The following is a 15,692-nucleotide window of genomic DNA, read 5'->3' as shown; positions in this document are numbered from 1 at the left end:
ATTAGAAGACGAGTGGTGCTGGGGAGCCGTGTCGGGGATTCCTACCGGTGTCGCTTGGGGTCATGCGGAACCTCCTGAAGGCAGGTGATGGGAATGGCATCGAAAGCGAACATCTGATGCTTGAGTCAGGAACGACACTAGGCCCGAAATTAGCTGACCTCAAGAGAGAGAATGCACAAGTCCACACGTTCGAATGATTGATGAGAACACGGAATGTACTTATTCGTGACAATTGGGTTGGTTTTGTATCAATCTTATTTTCATATTTTATGTTTGAGTTTAAGTGTAAAAATAAGGCATTGATGAAAATATTGATCTCTTCAAAAAGTCCCAGTTCAGACAAACTTGTGACTTGGGGCACTGCAAAAGGTTCCCGGAACATTCCCGGTTTTTTTCCCTGGACCGGCCCGCCTGTGACTGGGCGCACACCGGCCAGCAAAAGCCCCCCGTGTGATCCCTGCCACTGCCCGTGGCCACCATACTTCCGGCTTGGCATGGCTGGAGGTTTGACATGGATCAGAGCACGTTGGCCCTCGGGGTGGAGGCGATCGGCTGCGCCGCCTTCGACGCGGGCATCAAGGGGGCGTTCGGGTATCCCGGCACGCCATCCACCGAGGGATTCGAGTTCGTCGAAGCCATGATCCATGCGGCGCCGGAAGGCCGGGTGGCCCACTGGGCCGCCAATGAGAAGGTGGCCTACGACCTGGCCATGGGCGTCAGCTACGCCGGACACCGCACCCTCGTCACCATGAAGCATGTGGGCCTGAACGTGGCCATGGACGCCTATGCCAACTCGGCCCTGACTGGGGTTCGCGGCGGCCTGGTGTTGCTCGTGGCCGACGACCCTGGCATGCACAGCAGCCAGAACGAGCAGGACAGTCGCAAGCTGGCCGAATTCGCCTGGCTGCCCTGCTTGGAACCCAGCACCGTCCAGGAGTGCTACGACTTCACCTGGAAGGCCTTCGAGCTGTCCGAGGCCCTGCAGGTGCCGGTGATGATCCGTCTGGTGACCCGCCTGGCCCACTGCCGCGCCGCCCTGCGCCGCCGCCCGATCCTGGCCCCCACGGGCCTGGGCGTCGCGCCGAAGAACACCATCCAGGACTGGGTGCTGATCCCCTCCAACGCCCGCCGCCGTTACCTGGATCTCCTGGCCAAGCAACCGCGCCTGGTCGAGGATCTCTCCGCCATGAACCGGCTCGTCCCCGGCACCAGCCGCCAGGGCGTGGCCGTGGCCGGCATGGGCCGCGCCTACTTCGACCAGTTGCTGCTGGAATACCCGGCTCTGACCACCCTGCCCCGCCTGGAAGTGGCCGCCTACCCGGTGGACCCTCAGCTGGAACTGGCCTTCCTGGCCCAGGTCGATGAAGTCTTCGTCTTTGAAGAGGACTACCCGGTGCTGGAAGAGCGGCTGAGCCTGCGCGGCACCGCCAAGGTGCACGGGCGCCTGGATGGCGCCGTGCCCCGCACCGGCGAACTGACTCCCCGTCAGCTCAAGAACGCCCTGAGCCTCATCGCTTCTGAAAGCAAGGAGGCCATCACCCTCGACCTGCCGCCCCGGGCCCCCCGCTTCTGTGAAGGTTGCGGACACGTGGATGCCTACGAGGCCATGCAGGAAGCTCTCAGGAATGTCGGCGTGCCCGAAGCTCGCGTCTTCGGCGACATCGGCTGCTACACCCTGGCCGCCCAGGAGCCCATGGGCGCCATCCACGCCGTGGTGGAGATGGGCGCCAGCATCAGCATGGCCGTGGGCGCCGCCATGGCGGGCCAGACGCCCTCCGTGGCCGTCATCGGCGATTCCACCTTCGGTCACAGCGGTCTGCCCGCCCTGCTCACCGCCGCCGATTCCAACGTGAACGTCACGGTCATCATCCTCGACAACCGTGTGGTGGGCATGACCGGCCAGCAGCCCAGCAAGGCTCTCGACCAGGTGGAGCGCATGGTGCTGGGCATGGGCATCCCCGAAAGCCAGGTCCAGATGCTCACGCCCCTGCCCCGGCTCCACGACGCCAACGTCAAAGCCATGGAACACGCCCTACAACATCAGGGCCCCTCGGTGGTCATCTTCCGGCGCGAATGCATCCAGTCCATGCGCCGGGGCGTTCTGAAGGAACATGACCGTGAACTCAAAGCCTGCGCGGAGCAGGCCTGCTGCAGCGAAACCGCCAGCGCCACTTCGGAGGCCCGCCCATGAGCGATCCCCGCACCAATAGCCGCATCCACGGCATCGTCCTGTCCGGCGTCGGCGGGCAGGGCGTGCTCTCCCTCGCCCAGATCGTCCTCGAAGCCCTGCGCCGCAGTGGCCTCCATGCCCTGCAATCCGAAATTCACGGCATGAGCCAACGGGGCGGCAGCGTCCACGCCATGGTCTGCTTCTCGCAGGTGCCGCTCACCTCGCCCATCATCGACGAGGGGTCGGCCGACCTGCTCATCGCCCTCGAGCCCCTCGAGGCCCTGCGCTACGTCTCCATGCTGCGCATGGACGGCCACCTGGTGGTGTCCGAGGAGCCCCAGGTGAACATGGAGGCCTACCCGCCCATCGAGGATGTTTATGCGGCCCTCAAGGCCGTGCGCGGCGCCCACCTGATCGACACGGAGGATCTGGCGCGCAAGCTCAAGCACAAGCAGGCCGGTGGCATGGCCCTCCTGGGCATGGCCTCCAAGTTCCTGCCCGTCTCCGACGAGGTCTGGTTCGACGTCATCCGCCAGCGTTTTGAAACCAAGGGCGCTGCCGTCACCGAGAAGAACATTGAAGCCTTCCAGGCGGGTCGCGGCCTCGTCCAGGAATCGGTTGGAGTTTGATATGAGCGCCACAACGGGATTCCTCCACGAGGGGCGGGCCTACGGCCTGCTCGCCGCCGCGGGCCTTCGCGTGCCTCGCCATGCCTTCATCGATGGAGCCCTCAGCGGGAACGGCAGCCTGCCCTTTGCGCCCGGCGAGCCCATCGTGCTGAAAGGCATCGCCGACGAGCTGTGGCACAAGTCCGACAAAGGCGCCGTGCATTTCGGCACCTTCGATGTCGAGGCTCTCAAGGCAGAAGCCGCGGCCATGAAGCGGCGGGTGCCCGAGCATCCTTGGATCGGCGGCCTCGTCTGCGAGAAGGTCGCCTTCAAGAAGCTCTCGGGCCTGCCCACGGAAGCGCTGGTCTCCCTCAAGCGTGATCCCGATGCGGGCTGGCTCATCGTCTTCGGCATCGGCGGTCTGCAGGCGGATGCCTGGGCCCCCATGGCGCCGCCCATGATCTGGCCCATCGCCCTCATCTCGCCCGAGCAGGCCCTCGCGGATCTGCGCGCCCACTGGCTGGGCCGGACCTGGTTGGGTCACCAGCGGGGCACCGAGGCGCTCACCGACGAAACCAAGCTCCTGGCCTTCCTGCAGGGCCTCTGGCGGGCCGTGGCAGGGCTGGAGCGCGAAGGCGTGACGCTGCTGGAGCTCAATCCCATCGTCCTCGACAGCGAGGGCCTGCCCACGGCCCTGGATGGTGTGGGCACCCTGGCCGCTGACACCTCAGCGCCGGTGGCTTCGCCGGACCCCGCCTGGTACCAGGCCCTGGTGAACCCCCAGCAGCTCGTCATCGCGGGGGTCTCGAGCCGTGAAGGCACCGTGGGCCGCATCATCCTCGAGAACGTGCGGAAGTCGAAGCTGCCCGAAACCTCGCTGCGCCTCATCAAGCCGGGGTCCGCGGAGTTCCTGGGCCTGCCCTGCCTCGCGTCCGTCGCAGAGCTGGCGTCCGCTCCGGCGGATCAGCTCATCCTTTCGCTGCCCGCACCGCAGACGCTCGAAGTCGTCGAGCAGCTCTGCCGCCAGGGCGGCGGCGCCACGGTGGTCTACCTCGTGGCCGGTGGCCTGGGCGATGGTGCCGACACCGAAGGCCTGGGCAAGCGTCTCGTGGCCTGCCTGGACGAACACCGCCGCGCGGGCAAGTGGACGCCCGCCATCGTGGGTCCCAACGGCCTGGGCCTCTTCAGCCCCGACCAGGCGCTGAACACGCTCTTCATCCCCGGCGTGAAGCTGCCCCTCACCGCCAAGCCCGGCCACCTGGCCCTGGTGAGCCAGAGCGGCGCCTTCCTTATCACGCGCCTCAGCCGCCGCGCCGAGCTGGGCCTGCGGGCCGCGGTCGCCATCGGCAACCAGATGGATTTGCGCTGCTCGGACTTCTTCCGCGGGTTCGCCTCCGATCCCGCCGTGAAAGTGGTGGGCGCCTACCTGGAGGGCTTCGCCCCCGGGGATCTGAAAGCCACGGCGGAAGCCGCCAAGACCCTGCGCGCCTCCGGCCGCCGCGTGCTCCTTTATAAGGGTGGCCGCAGCCAGGAGGGCATGGCCGCCGCCAGCAGCCACACGGGCGCCCTCGCGGGCGACCACGCGCTGCAGGCCGCGGTGCTGCGCCAGGCCGGTGTGCTGCTCGCCGAGCGCATGGAGACCTTCGACGCGGCCCTGGCCTGGCTGGGTGCCTACCCCAGCGGCTCCCCCAAGACCGTGGCCATCATGACCAACGCGGGCTTTGAGTCCGTGGCCTCGGCGGACCTCCTCACCGGTCCCTTCCGCGGCTCGAAGCTGACGGAAGCCGAAACCACCGCCCTGGCCGCCACCATCGAGGCGCAAGGGCTCACGGGCCTTGTGAGCGCCCGTCTGCCCCTCGATCTCACGCCCATGGCCAACGAAGCGGCCTACTTGGCCACGGCCAAGCTGCTGCTGGCCTCGGAAGCCGATGCGGTGGTCGTGGGCCTGGTGCCCCTCACCGTGCGCCTCAACACCACGGATCTCGAGGCCATCACCGCCTTCGCCACCGAGCTGTCACGGCTGGCCCAGGCCTCGGGCAAGTGGGTGGGTGTCGCCGTGGAGGGTGGTCCCCTCTTCGACCTCTACCGCCAGGGCCTCCGCGCCGCCAACCTGCCCGTCTTCCTCACCATGGAAGAAGCCCTGGAAGGCCTGCGCCTCATCGCCTCCGAGGTGTGATCCAGCGCATGGCGTGAGGTTCGGAACCGGGTCAGACTCTATTTCGGACTTTGGATACCGAAATGACCCGACTCCTGCCACCCCTGCGCACCCTGCTGCCTGCCGAGCACGGAACCTGGTTCATGCTGGGCTTCCCGTTGGTGCTTGGGCTTCTGCTGAGGCCCAGCATCGCCAGCCTGTGCCTGGGCCTGGCGGCGGCGGCCTTCTTCCTGAGCCGCCCGGCCCTCCGGCGGGTATTGAATGGCCAGAAGGATCCCGCGCAGCTTCGGGCCCTCCTGCTGCTGGGAAGCCTGGCGCTCGGGATGGGAATAGCCACCTGGATTTTTTCAGATTTTAAATTCCTGATTCCTTTGAGCGGCATTTCACCCTTGGTTTTCCTGGCTCTGAGGGCGGATCTGGACCGCGCGGTGCGATCCCTGTCCGTGGAGATCGCGGCCCAGGGCGCCTTCGCCGGGCTGGCGGCATCCATGCTCGCGGCGGGGGGCGATACCTTGGCCTCCGCAGGCCGTGCCTGGCTCCTCGTCACCCTGGTGGGCGCGGCCAACCTGGCTTACGTGCGGCGCTTCCTGGCCCAGGCGCACGGCATGTCTGCCGCGGAGCTGCGACAGCGGCGCATCCCTGTCCATGTCCTCCACCTTCTGCTGCTCGTGGCCTCCTTCCTGCTTTTGGCCACACGGAACCAGGCCGGAGCCCTGTGGACAGCCTGGACGTTCCTGCTCTACCTGCGGGCCCTGGCGCCCTATCGGCCCATGCCCGCCCGCCGCCTGGGTTGGCGGGAAGGGGCCCTGAGCGTCCTTGGCCTGGTCCTGCTCTGGCGCGCCCTGCTCTGAAGCCGACCACCCCACATTGGTCACAATGGGGCTGGACTCCGAAATCCTCGGGCCTGATTCTAAAACCTGCAAAGGATTCTGGAATGCTCTTCTCCACTGCCACCGGTTATGCGCTTCGCGCCCTCGCGGCCCTCCCCGAGGACGGGAGCTACAGCCTGGCGAAGGATCTGTCCTCGAAGCTGAACCTCCCGGGCCCGTACCTGGCGAAGATCCTCCAGGGCCTGGTGCAGGGCGACATTCTTGAATCCGTTCGCGGCCCCAAGGGTGGCTTCCGCCTCACGCGGCCCTCCCATCGAATCACCGTGGGCGAGGTGGTCACGGCCCTGGAAGGCCCCGATGCCATGGAGGGCTGCATCATGGGCTTCCCTAGCTGCGGCGGCGACCATCCCTGCCCCCTGCACGACGCCTGGGGCGCCGTGAAAACGCAGGTGACCAGTTCCATGACCGAAGCCACCATCCGCGACCTGCAGCTCATGGACATCCGCCATTTGAAGGAAGCCGAAGGGCGCGGTGCAAAGCGCCTTTGAAGGCCTGGCGCGAAGCGCTTCTGAACGCCTGGCGCGAAGCGCCTTTGAAGTTAGGCTGACCGGCGTAGCATCGAGCATGGCCATGAGCTGCGACCACCCCGACCTGCTGCCCCTGGAAGAGGCCCTGCGCCGCCTCTGGGACGCCCTGCCTGCGCCAAGCCTGCCTGAACTGCGGGCTGATCGTGATGACCCCGCCACGGACCGGGCCAGCATGGACGGTGTGGCCTTGCGGGCCGCGGAGGGTCGCTCCCCGCGCCAGCTGCTGGGCACCCTCTATGCCGGCAGCGATCCGGCGGCCTTCACGGTGCTGCCCGGCACCGCCGTGCGCATCATGACGGGTGCGGCGCTGCCTGCGGGGGCCGACGCCATCGTGCCCGTGGAACAACTGGAGACCGCTGAAACCACTGTGCGCCCCACGGCGACTCCCGAGGCGGGTGATCACGTTCGCGTGCGAGGCGACCAGGCCCGGCGCGGCGACCTGCTGCTGCCTGCGGGAACGCCCCTCAGCGCCGCGCGCATGGGCCTGCGGGCACAGGAGGGGGCCCCGGTTCCCCCGCTGACGCGCATCCGCGTGGGCATCGCGTCCACGGGCGATGAACTGGTCGCCGATCCCGCGCCGCACCAGATCCGCGATTCCAACGGCCCCATGCTCGCCGCCCTGGCTCACTCGCTCGGCGCCGAGGCCACCTTGCGCCCGGCCCTGCCCGACGATCCGCCGGCCCTGGCAGCGGCCCTGCAGAGCACCCAGGGCATCCGCATCCTCCTCACTTCCGGCGGCGTGAGCATGGGCGATCACGACCATCTGCCTGCGGTGCTGCGGGAGCTGGGCGCCACCATCCTCTTCCACAAGATCCGCCTCAAACCTGGCAAGCCCATGCTGGCGGCCCTGCTGGGCGACCTGCTCATCCTGGGCCTGCCCGGCAACCCGGTTTCCGCCTACGTCAATGGGCTGCTCTTCCTTTCGCAGGCCCTGGCCCGCCTGGAGGGGCGAGCCGCACCCGATCCCTGGCGACGCGGCCGCCTGCTGGGGCCCGTGAAGAACAAAGGTGACCGTCCCCTGCTGCACCCCTGTCGCCTGGTGGAGGGCCGCCTGGAACCCCTGCCGGGCAAAGGCTCCGCCGACCTGGTCACCCTGGGCCATGCCGATGCCTTCGCCTGGATCGATCAGGGCGGGCTGGAGACAGGCGCCAAAACGAGGTACTTGGCGATTCTGTAAACCCTCGCCTCGCATCCAAGTCCCAAGGTCGACCTTCGCAGCAGGAAAGCGTGCGACCCGGGCATGACCGTACAGGGAATTTACTGCACACTAGCTCCCAAGAAAGCGCACCCCCCATCCAAGGGAGCCCCAAGGGATGAGAGCCCCCGCAACCTCCGCCCCGAGCCTTTCCCTGCCGCAACGCTCCCCCGCCCGCTCAGCTCGCGGCTTGGGACGAGCCCTGGCCCTCCTCGGACTTTGCCTGAGCATGGCCACGCTGCGTGCAGGCGGAACCCGATCCGGGGAAGGCCCGACCCACTGGACGGAGAGCGCCAATCCGCCAGTGTTCGAGCACATCTCCGTGGATCAGGGCCTCTCCCAGAGCATCGTCCACGCCATCCTCCAGGACCGGAATGGATTCCTCTGGTTCGGCACCGAAGGCGGGCTGAACCGGTACGACGGCCAGCGCTTCAAGGTGCTCCGCCCGGATGCCTCCGACCCAAACGCCCTCCGATCCAACTGGATCACGAGTTTGCTGGAAGACCGTGAGGGACGCATCTGGATCGGCACCAATGGCGGCGGCCTCAGCCGCATGGATCCATCCGGGAAGCTGCGGACCTTCAGGGCCTCGGCCCGGCAAGATTCCCTCACTTCGGATGTGCTCAATACCCTGGCAGAAGACCGGGCCGGAAACCTCTGGATCGCCGTCGAGGGCGGCGGATTGATCGTGCTGCCCGCCGCGGAGACCGGCAAGGAGAACCCACGCTTCCACCGGGTTCCCGCCACGCCGAGGGATCCCAAGGGCCTTCCCAACAGCGCCATCGCCTCCCTTTTCGTCGATGCGCGCGGCGCCTCCTGGATCGGCATGCGAGAGGCGGCCATCCGCCGTGTCGATCACTATGCGCCCTGGCAGGCGCCGCTCTTCGAGCCCGTCCCCGGCGGCCCTGGCGGCGTCACGGCCATGGTGCAGGATCGCAGCAGCCGCCTGTGGATGGCCAGCCCCTCAGGGCTCACCTGCCTCCCCTCCAACGGCCTGATCCGCACCTTCACGCATCAGCGCAAAGATCCCTCCAGCCTGGCGGAAGGGCTGGTGTACCGGCTCTACCTCGACCGGACCGGCGCGCTATGGGTGGGGCACGATGGGGGCGGCCTCAGCCTCATGCTTCCCGGAGGAGAGGAGAATGCTCCGCGCTTCCGCCGCATCCGCAGCGACCCCAGAGATCCCAACAGCCTCTCGAGCGACGCCATCGAAGCGCTCTACGAGGACACCTCCGGCGTGTTGTGGGTGTCCAGCTACCAGATGGGCTTGAACAAGCTGGTGCTCAATCCCGCCAAGGCCGTCTCGCGTGAAACGTCGGCCCTCTTCCACTACCAGCACAACGTGGCCGTGGCCGACAGCCTCAGCGGCAACGTGGTGAACGCCTTCGTGGAGGATCGCTTCGGAAACCTGTGGATCGGCACCGACGGGCATGGCCTGGATCGCGCACTGCGCCCAGGGAAGCCTGGCCAGCCCCTGCACTTTGAAGCGTTCCGCCACCAACCAGGCGTCGCAGGCAGCCTTCAGGACGATGTCATCACCACCGCGTTCCGGGACAGCGCCCAGCGCCTCTGGTTCGGCACCTACCAGGGTGGGCTGGTGCGGGTGGAGCAGGACAGCCCGGCGGGAACCCCGCGCTTCAGGCATTTCCGCCATGACCCGAAGGACACCACCAGCCTGCGGAACAATTTCATCTGGGCCATCCGGGAAGACCGCGCCCACAGGTTGTGGCTCGGCCACGATGATGGCGGCGGCCTGGATGTATTCGATCCGGCCACGGGCAAGGTGGTGAAGAGCTACCGTCCAGGCGCGAACGGCCTCAGCAGCGGCAACATTTTCTGCCTGGCCATGGACGCGTACGACATGGTCTGGGTGGGCACCCTGGACGGCCTGAACCGGATCAATCCTGGCACGGGCAAGGTGCAGAGCTTCTTTCCGGGAGGCCCTGAAAAGCTGGGAGACGGCCTCATCCGCACCCTCTTCCTGGATTCCGCCAAGACCCTTTGGGTGGGCACGGATGCAGGCGGGCTCTACCGTTGCGAGGTTCCGTCCTGGGATGCGGCGCCCCGCTTCACGCGCTACGACGTCCGCCATGGCCTCCCCAGCAACACGGTGAACGCCATCGTCGAAGACAGCCATGGCCAGTTCTGGATCAGCACGAACCGTGGTCTGTGCCGCTTCGATCCGAAGGTCGGCATCGCTTCACCCTTCGCGTGGCAGGAATCCCTCCGGAAGCCGGAGTTCGTCAAGAATTCGGCCTTTCTCTGCGGCAGCGGCGAGCTGCTCTTCGGCAGCAACAACGGGTTCTACCTGTTCGCCCCGGACAAACTGTCCTACAACACCGCCCTGCCGCCCATTGTCCTCACCGATTTCCAGATCGCTGGAACCCCTCTTCCTTTGCATGAACGGATGGACTCGCGGGGAGAATTGCAGCTTCGCCCCAAAGACACCATGGTGTCCTTCGAGTTCGCAGCCCTGCATTTTGTGGCTCCGGACAAGAACGAATACAGCTACAAGCTGGAAGGGCTGGACACGGACTGGCACGCCAATGGGAATCGGCGGTTCATCACCTACACCACCCTGCCGCCAGGGTCGTACGTCTTGAGGATCCGCGGTTCCAACTGCGATGGCCAGCAGAACGCCGCGGGCCTCTCCATCCCCATCCGCGTGCTGCCGCCCTGGTACAAAACCTGGTGGTTCACCACCTTCCTCGGGCTCACCCTCGGTGGCCTCGCCCTCACCATTGTCCGGCTCCGCCTGGCGGCCCTGAAGACACGGAATGCGCTGCTCGAGCACATGGTCCAGCGGCGCACCACCGAGCTGGCCGAGGCCATGGAGGAAGTCCGGAACATGAGCCTGACGGACCCCCTGACGGGGCTCAGGAACCGGCGTTTCCTCGCGGAAAGCCTGCCCAAGGATGTCGCCCAGGTGGCGCGGATGCAGCATGACATCGCCCAGGGCAGGGCCACCCGCAACGTGGCCAACATCGACATGCTCTTCATCATGGTCGACCTGGATTTCTTCAAGCAGGTCAACGATGTCCATGGCCACCATGCCGGCGACCGTGTGCTGGAGCAGGTGGGCGACATCCTGCGCAGGGTCGTGCGCACCTCCGACACGGTGGTGCGCTGGGGCGGAGAGGAATTCCTCATCGTGACCCGGAATACCGCCAGGGCCGATGCGGCGATCCTGCCGGAACGCATCCGCACGGCCATCGAGGCCCATCCCTTTGATGTGGACAAGCCGGAACCGCTGTTCAAAACCGGCTCCATCGGCTTCAGCGCCTTCCCCTTCATTCGCAACAACGTGGAGGGCTTCGCCTGGGAGCACGTGGTCGCCGTGGCCGACGCCTGCCTCTATGCCGCCAAGCGCAACGGGCGCAATGCCTGGGTGGGCATCGTGGCTGATGCGGTCAACCTGCCGGACATGCCGCCCAACGATCTGCCCGCGCGACTGGCAGAGCTGGTGGCACAGGGCCTGCTGCCCGTCATCAGCTCACTTCCAGGCCCCATCCACTGGGAGACGGATCCGGAGCCCTCCAAATAAAACGCCCCCGGGGCCTCCGGGGGCGTTCAATGGAAGTGAAGAGATCACCCCTTGGCGTAGCGCTGCAGCTTACCCAGGTCGAGGATGCGCACCACCGGGAAGGTGCTCTGGATGAGCCCGAGGTCGGTGAGCAGGCGCAGGGCGCGGCTGAAGGCTTCGCGGCTGGCGCCAATGCACTGGGCCAGGTCTTCCTGCGTCTCCTGGAACTCCACCAGGGAGCGCATGGGATTGGCTTCGTGGGCCTCAAGCAGCAGCTGCGCCACGCGCTCAGGCACGCTGTGCAGGCTGAGGGTCTCCACCAGGGTCACCAGGTGGCGCACCTTGGCCGTGAAGTGATGGATGATCATCTCGGCCACTTCCGGGTGGCGATGGACGATCTGGCGCAGGGGCGCGGAGGGGATCATCCAGCACTCGGTCTCGCCGTGGGATTCCGCGCTGGAGGCAGAGGAGGCGCCGTCGAAGACGGACACTTCGCCCACGCAGTCGCCCACCTTGAGGAACTGGAGCACCTGAACACGGCCCCGCCCATCGGTGCGGAAGACCTTGAGGCCGCCCTTCACCACGACGTAGACCCCGGGAATGGAATCGCCCTGCGTGTAGACGCGGGCCCCATCGGGGAAACGTCGAAGTTCCGCGATGCTGGCCAATTCTTCGGCTGCGTTCATTGGCAGCCCGGCCAGGAACTCGATCCGTCTCAGATTGAGGACTGCTTGAGGCATGGGGCTCCACCGGAGAGATTGGGACTGTTATCTCATGTTTCCCGTTTCTTGTGACCTCGGTCACGCACCCGGGAACCTAGCGACCAGTACTTTACCGCGAGGTTGGAATTTCGTCTGGCGGAATTCACGCAAGACAAGACCCCGGCGGCATCTGCCTACCGGGGTTTCATCGGTATTGATTCGCGGATCGTGAAGTTTGTCCCAGGCGTGCCATTGAAAGAATCTGGACATCCAGACAGACCCTCTCGATGTCCGCTGAAACGCCCCCAGGAACGGACCTCAGGGCCTGCCTACTTCACCCGCTCCATGAAGGTTCGATCCACCGTGTTCACCCGGATCTTCTGGCCTGCTTCCATGTAGGGGGGCACGCCCACGGTGATGCCGTTGTCGAGCTTGGCGGGCTTGTAGGAACCGGTGGCATTGGCATTCTTCATGACGGGATCGGTCTCAACGATCTCCAGCACCACGCTGGGAGGCAGGGTGGCGCTCATGGCCTGGCCCTCGTAGAACTCGATCTCGACCTGCATGTTGGGCTCGAGGAAGACCAGGTCGTCGCCCAGGATTTCTTTGTTCACTTCCAGTTGTTCGTAGGTCTCGTTGTTCATGAAGACGAGGTTGTTGCCATCCTCATAGAGGTACTCGAGCATGTGCTGCTCAAGGCTGGCCTTGTCCACCTTGTCGGCGCTGCCGAAGCGGTTCTCACGGTTGATGCCGTCTTTCAGGCGCTTCATCTTCACCACCACGCGGGCCGGCAGGTTGCCGGGCGTCTGGTGCTCGACGCTGATGACGCGGCAGAGCTCGTTCTCGAAGTTGACGATCATCCCGGCGCGAACCTGGGTGGCGTTGATGAAGGGCATGGGAAACTCCCGGAGGGAAGGGGAAGGTTCTGAAGAAGAAAAGGCCCCGATCACGATCAGGGCCTTGGCTTGGAGTGGTGGGCGTACCAGGATTCGAACCTGGGACTTCTACCGTGTGAAGGTAGCACTCTACCGCTGAGTTATACGCCCGCGGTCGAACAGAATACCTCAGGATCGGGGCTTTTCCAAGCCTGAATCAGGGGCGGGCCAGAACCCGGTGCAACGCCTGGGCGAACCGTGGCGCATCGGCCGCCCGCATGCCGCAGATGCCCACCCGCAGCCCTTCCGGCAGGGGCACCGTGAACACGCCTTCGGCCTTCAATCGCACACAAACCGCTTCGGGCTCGGCGGTGGCGACGGTCACAAAGAAGCCACCCTGCCAGTGCAACGGCTTCATGCCCTCGGCCACCAGGGCGGCATCCAGCGCCTGGGCGCGGGCGGAGAGCACCTCCGACCAGTGCCGGTGCTCCGCCGTCAACCTGGCCTGGGCCTTGCCGTCCTGCTCCAGCCTCAGCAGGAGGGATTGCGGCGCCTTGGCGCAGTTGGACCAGGTGCCGCGGCAGGACTGGGTCAGCGCGGCCTGCAGGGCCGGTTCGGCACACCACGGAAAGGCGATGGCGCCGCAGCGTGCGCCGTAGAGCGTCATGGATTTCGAGAGCGACAGGGAGGCCCCCACCAGCACCCGCCCCTCGGTGCCGAAGGCCGCGTAATCCCGCAGCGCCGCTTCCACCGCCTCTGGTTCCCGCGTGTAGTCCAGGTAGGCGAAATCCAGCAGCAGCGTGACCGGGCCCAGGGCCGAAACCTGGCGCAGCAGATCCAGGAGAACCGCGCGGTCCGCTGCGCTGAGGCTGCGTCCCGTGGGGTTGTGGCAGGGGTCGTTGAGCCACAGCAGCACACGGCCCTGGCGCGTCATGAGGTGGCGCAAGGCTCCGTCCCAGGCTGCGGCATTCAAGGGCTCACCCACTCCGGGCCAGGGCGCCGTCACCAGCCCCATGCCATTCTCCGCCGCCAGGGTGGCGTAGGGCCCCCAGAACGGTGCCGTGGTGAGCAGGCTCTGACCGGGTTCCAGAAAGTTCCGCAGGGACAGGGCCAGGGCCCCACTGCCACCCGGTGTGGTGCACGCGGCGCCTGCCGCAGCAAGCTGCGGCCAGTGGCGCCGCACCAGGGCTTTCAGGAAGGCGGGATCGCCTGCGATGGGCGCATAAGGTGCCACCTCCATGGTGCCCAGCCCACGCCAAAGCTCCATGACGGAATCCAGCACCACCAACTGCCCGGATTCATCCAGCAGCGCGCCCACGGTGGCATTCAGCACGGATTCACCCGCCGCCTTCCGGGTGTTGGCTTCGGCGTTGAGGGCGAAGATGGGATCATCCGCCGGAAAGCTGCGTCGGGTGGGAATGAGCTGGGCGGTCATTCTTCCAGGGTACCCTGAAGCCATGAGCACGTCCGCGCCCCTCCAGCGAATTTCAAAGGTCCTGCTGATCCTCGGCGCCCTGTTCGCTCTGGCACCCTTCACCTCCTCCGCCGCGGCCCTGGTGGTTGGCGCTCTGCTGGCCCTGGCCCTGGGCCAACCCTGGCCCAGGCAGGTCCAAACCTGGACCCACCGGCTGCTGCCGCTGTCCGTGGTGGGCCTGGGGGCCGACATGGATCTGCGCGCCGTGGCGCGGGCCGGCCAGCACGGACTGGGCTACACCGCCCTCAGCATCGCCATCGTGCTGGCCCTGGGCTGGAGCCTCGCCCGCCTGCTGAAAGTGCCCCGGGACACGGGTCTGCTCATCTCCGTGGGCACCGCCATCTGCGGCGGCAGCGCCATCGCCGCCGTGGCGCCGGTGCTGCGCAGCAAGGAACACGAGATCTCGGTGGCCTTGGCCACGGTGTTCCTCCTCAATGCCGTGGCCCTGGTGATTTTCCCAGCCATCGGCCACGCCACTGGATTGGGGCAGGAGGCCTTCGGCCTCTGGTCGGCCCTGGCCATCCATGACACCAGCTCCGTGGTGGGTGCGGGCCTGGCCTATGGGCCGCGGGCCCTGGAAGTGGCCACCACGGTGAAGCTGGCCCGGGCGCTCTGGATCGTGCCCCTCACTTTGGGCATCGGCTGGCTGGCGGCACGACGGGGCGAAGCCAACCCCGACGCGCCGCCCGTGAAGCGGCCCTGGTTCATCGTCGGTTTCCTGGTCGCCGCTGCCTTGGTGACCTTCATCCCTTCGCTGCGGGCTTCAGGCCACGTCGTCGCCTTCGCCGCCCGGCGGGCGCTGGTGCTGACCCTGTTCCTCATCGGCGCCAGCCTCAGCCGCGAGGCTTTGCGTGAGGTCGGCCCCCGCCCCTTCTTCCAGGGCCTGCTGCTCTGGCTGATGGCCGGGTCCCTGGGCTGGGGCGCCGTGAAGCTCGGCCTGCTCGCGGTGGGCCCGCTCCCTGTGAGGTAGACTCACCCGCTGGAGATGCCCATGATCCGCCCCTTCCAAGGCATGGTTCCCAGGATCGGTTCCCGCGTGTTCGTGCCGGACAGCGCGCTGATCCTCGGCGACGTCGCGATCGGCGACGACGCCAGCATCTGGTTCAACTGCGCCATCCGCGGCGACGTGAACTGGATCCGCATCGGCGCGCGCACCAACATCCAGGATGCCTGCTGCCTGCATGTCACCAACGAGAAGCATCCCCTGCTCATCGAGGAGGAGGTGAGCATCGCCCACAACGTGATGCTGCATGGCTGCACCATCCGCAGGAATGCCCTCATCGGCATGAGCACCACCATCATGGATGGCGCCGAGATCGGCGAGGGCTGCCTCGTGGCCGCGGGCAGCCTGGTGCGCGAGGGCTTCAAGGCCCCGCCCCACAGCCTCGTGGCCGGTTGGCCCGCCCACGTGAAGGGGCCTCTCAGCGACAAGCAACGTGAACTGGCGGCCAGTGTCTGGACCCGCTACGTCCGCTACAAAGAGGCCTACTTCGCCGATGGCTGGCCCGTGGCCGAAGCACCGGTGATCGATGCCCCCCGGCCTGGCTTCGCCGAGGGGCATCCCTATCCCTGAG

12 protein-coding genes and 1 tRNA gene are annotated in these 15,692 nt (G+C 66.6%); 9 read left to right on the top strand and 4 right to left on the bottom strand.

What is annotated here, in order from left to right; all coding sequences use genetic code 11:
- Nucleotides 1-511 precede the first annotated feature (511 nt).
- From Q9293_RS01810 to Q9293_RS01780, 7 genes are all read left to right on the top strand, one after another.
- Nucleotides 512-2,191 carry a thiamine pyrophosphate-dependent enzyme gene (locus Q9293_RS01810; RefSeq protein ID WP_306249458.1) on the top strand — a complete coding sequence of 560 codons (1,680 nt, stop codon included), beginning with the start codon at nucleotides 512-514 and terminating at the stop codon, nucleotides 2,189-2,191.
- Nucleotides 2,188-2,799 carry an indolepyruvate oxidoreductase subunit beta gene (locus Q9293_RS01805; RefSeq protein ID WP_306249457.1) on the top strand — a complete coding sequence of 204 codons (612 nt, stop codon included), beginning with the start codon at nucleotides 2,188-2,190 and terminating at the stop codon, nucleotides 2,797-2,799. The genes Q9293_RS01810 and Q9293_RS01805 overlap by 4 nt, the downstream gene beginning before the upstream one ends.
- 1 nt (nucleotide 2,800) lies before the next feature.
- A complete protein-coding gene (locus Q9293_RS01800; RefSeq protein ID WP_306249456.1) occupies nucleotides 2,801-4,954 on the top strand; it encodes an acetate--CoA ligase family protein in 2,154 nt (717 codons plus the stop codon).
- Nucleotides 4,955-5,016: 62 nt separating this feature from the next.
- The gene (locus Q9293_RS01795) at nucleotides 5,017-5,784 is read left to right on the top strand and encodes a YwiC-like family protein (RefSeq protein ID WP_306249455.1); all 768 of its coding nucleotides are present in this window, start codon (nucleotides 5,017-5,019) and stop codon (nucleotides 5,782-5,784) included.
- 83 nt (nucleotides 5,785-5,867) lie between these two features.
- Nucleotides 5,868-6,311 carry an Rrf2 family transcriptional regulator gene (locus tag Q9293_RS01790; RefSeq protein WP_306249454.1) on the top strand — a complete coding sequence of 148 codons (444 nt, stop codon included), beginning with the start codon at nucleotides 5,868-5,870 and terminating at the stop codon, nucleotides 6,309-6,311.
- A complete protein-coding gene (locus Q9293_RS01785; protein ID WP_306249453.1) occupies nucleotides 6,295-7,527 on the top strand; it encodes a molybdopterin molybdotransferase MoeA in 1,233 nt (410 codons plus the stop codon). The genes Q9293_RS01790 and Q9293_RS01785 overlap by 17 nt, the downstream gene beginning before the upstream one ends.
- Before the next feature lie 247 nt (nucleotides 7,528-7,774).
- The gene (locus Q9293_RS01780) at nucleotides 7,775-11,089 is read left to right on the top strand and encodes a two-component regulator propeller domain-containing protein (RefSeq protein WP_306249452.1); all 3,315 of its coding nucleotides are present in this window, start codon (nucleotides 7,775-7,777) and stop codon (nucleotides 11,087-11,089) included.
- Between the two features lie 44 nt (nucleotides 11,090-11,133).
- Here Q9293_RS01780 and Q9293_RS01775 read toward each other — a convergent pair whose 3' ends face one another.
- The 4 genes from Q9293_RS01775 to Q9293_RS01760 all read right to left on the bottom strand — a co-directional run bounded on the left by Q9293_RS01775 (nucleotide 11,134) and on the right by Q9293_RS01760 (nucleotide 14,079).
- Nucleotides 11,134-11,808, bottom strand: coding sequence for a Crp/Fnr family transcriptional regulator (locus tag Q9293_RS01775; RefSeq protein ID WP_306249451.1), 675 nt, complete (start codon nucleotides 11,806-11,808; stop codon nucleotides 11,134-11,136).
- A 290-nt stretch (nucleotides 11,809-12,098) separates the two neighbouring features.
- Nucleotides 12,099-12,665 carry an elongation factor P gene (gene efp, locus Q9293_RS01770; RefSeq protein ID WP_306249450.1) on the bottom strand — a complete coding sequence of 189 codons (567 nt, stop codon included), beginning with the start codon at nucleotides 12,663-12,665 and terminating at the stop codon, nucleotides 12,099-12,101.
- A 75-nt stretch (nucleotides 12,666-12,740) separates the two neighbouring features.
- A tRNA-Val gene (locus Q9293_RS01765) sits at nucleotides 12,741-12,815 on the bottom strand.
- A gap of 46 nt (nucleotides 12,816-12,861) precedes the next feature.
- Nucleotides 12,862-14,079: a pyridoxal phosphate-dependent aminotransferase gene (locus Q9293_RS01760; RefSeq protein ID WP_306249449.1), complete on the bottom strand. Its 1,218-nt coding sequence runs from the start codon at nucleotides 14,077-14,079 to the stop codon at nucleotides 12,862-12,864.
- A 22-nt stretch (nucleotides 14,080-14,101) separates the two neighbouring features.
- Here Q9293_RS01760 and Q9293_RS01755 point away from each other — a divergent pair, with 22 nt between their 5' ends.
- Nucleotides 14,102-15,088 carry a YeiH family protein gene (locus Q9293_RS01755; protein ID WP_306249448.1) on the top strand — a complete coding sequence of 329 codons (987 nt, stop codon included), beginning with the start codon at nucleotides 14,102-14,104 and terminating at the stop codon, nucleotides 15,086-15,088.
- A gap of 21 nt (nucleotides 15,089-15,109) precedes the next feature.
- Nucleotides 15,110-15,691 (top strand): gamma carbonic anhydrase family protein, encoded by a 582-nt coding sequence (locus Q9293_RS01750; protein WP_306249447.1) that lies wholly within the window; start codon nucleotides 15,110-15,112, stop codon nucleotides 15,689-15,691.
- The last annotated feature ends 1 nt before the right edge of the window (nucleotide 15,692 follow it).

Origin of the sequence: Geothrix sp. PMB-07, from assembly GCF_030758935.1 — a bacterium.
GTDB lineage: Bacteria > Acidobacteriota > Holophagae > Holophagales > Holophagaceae > Geothrix.
This window is presented reverse-complemented; position numbering and strand designations above follow the sequence as displayed.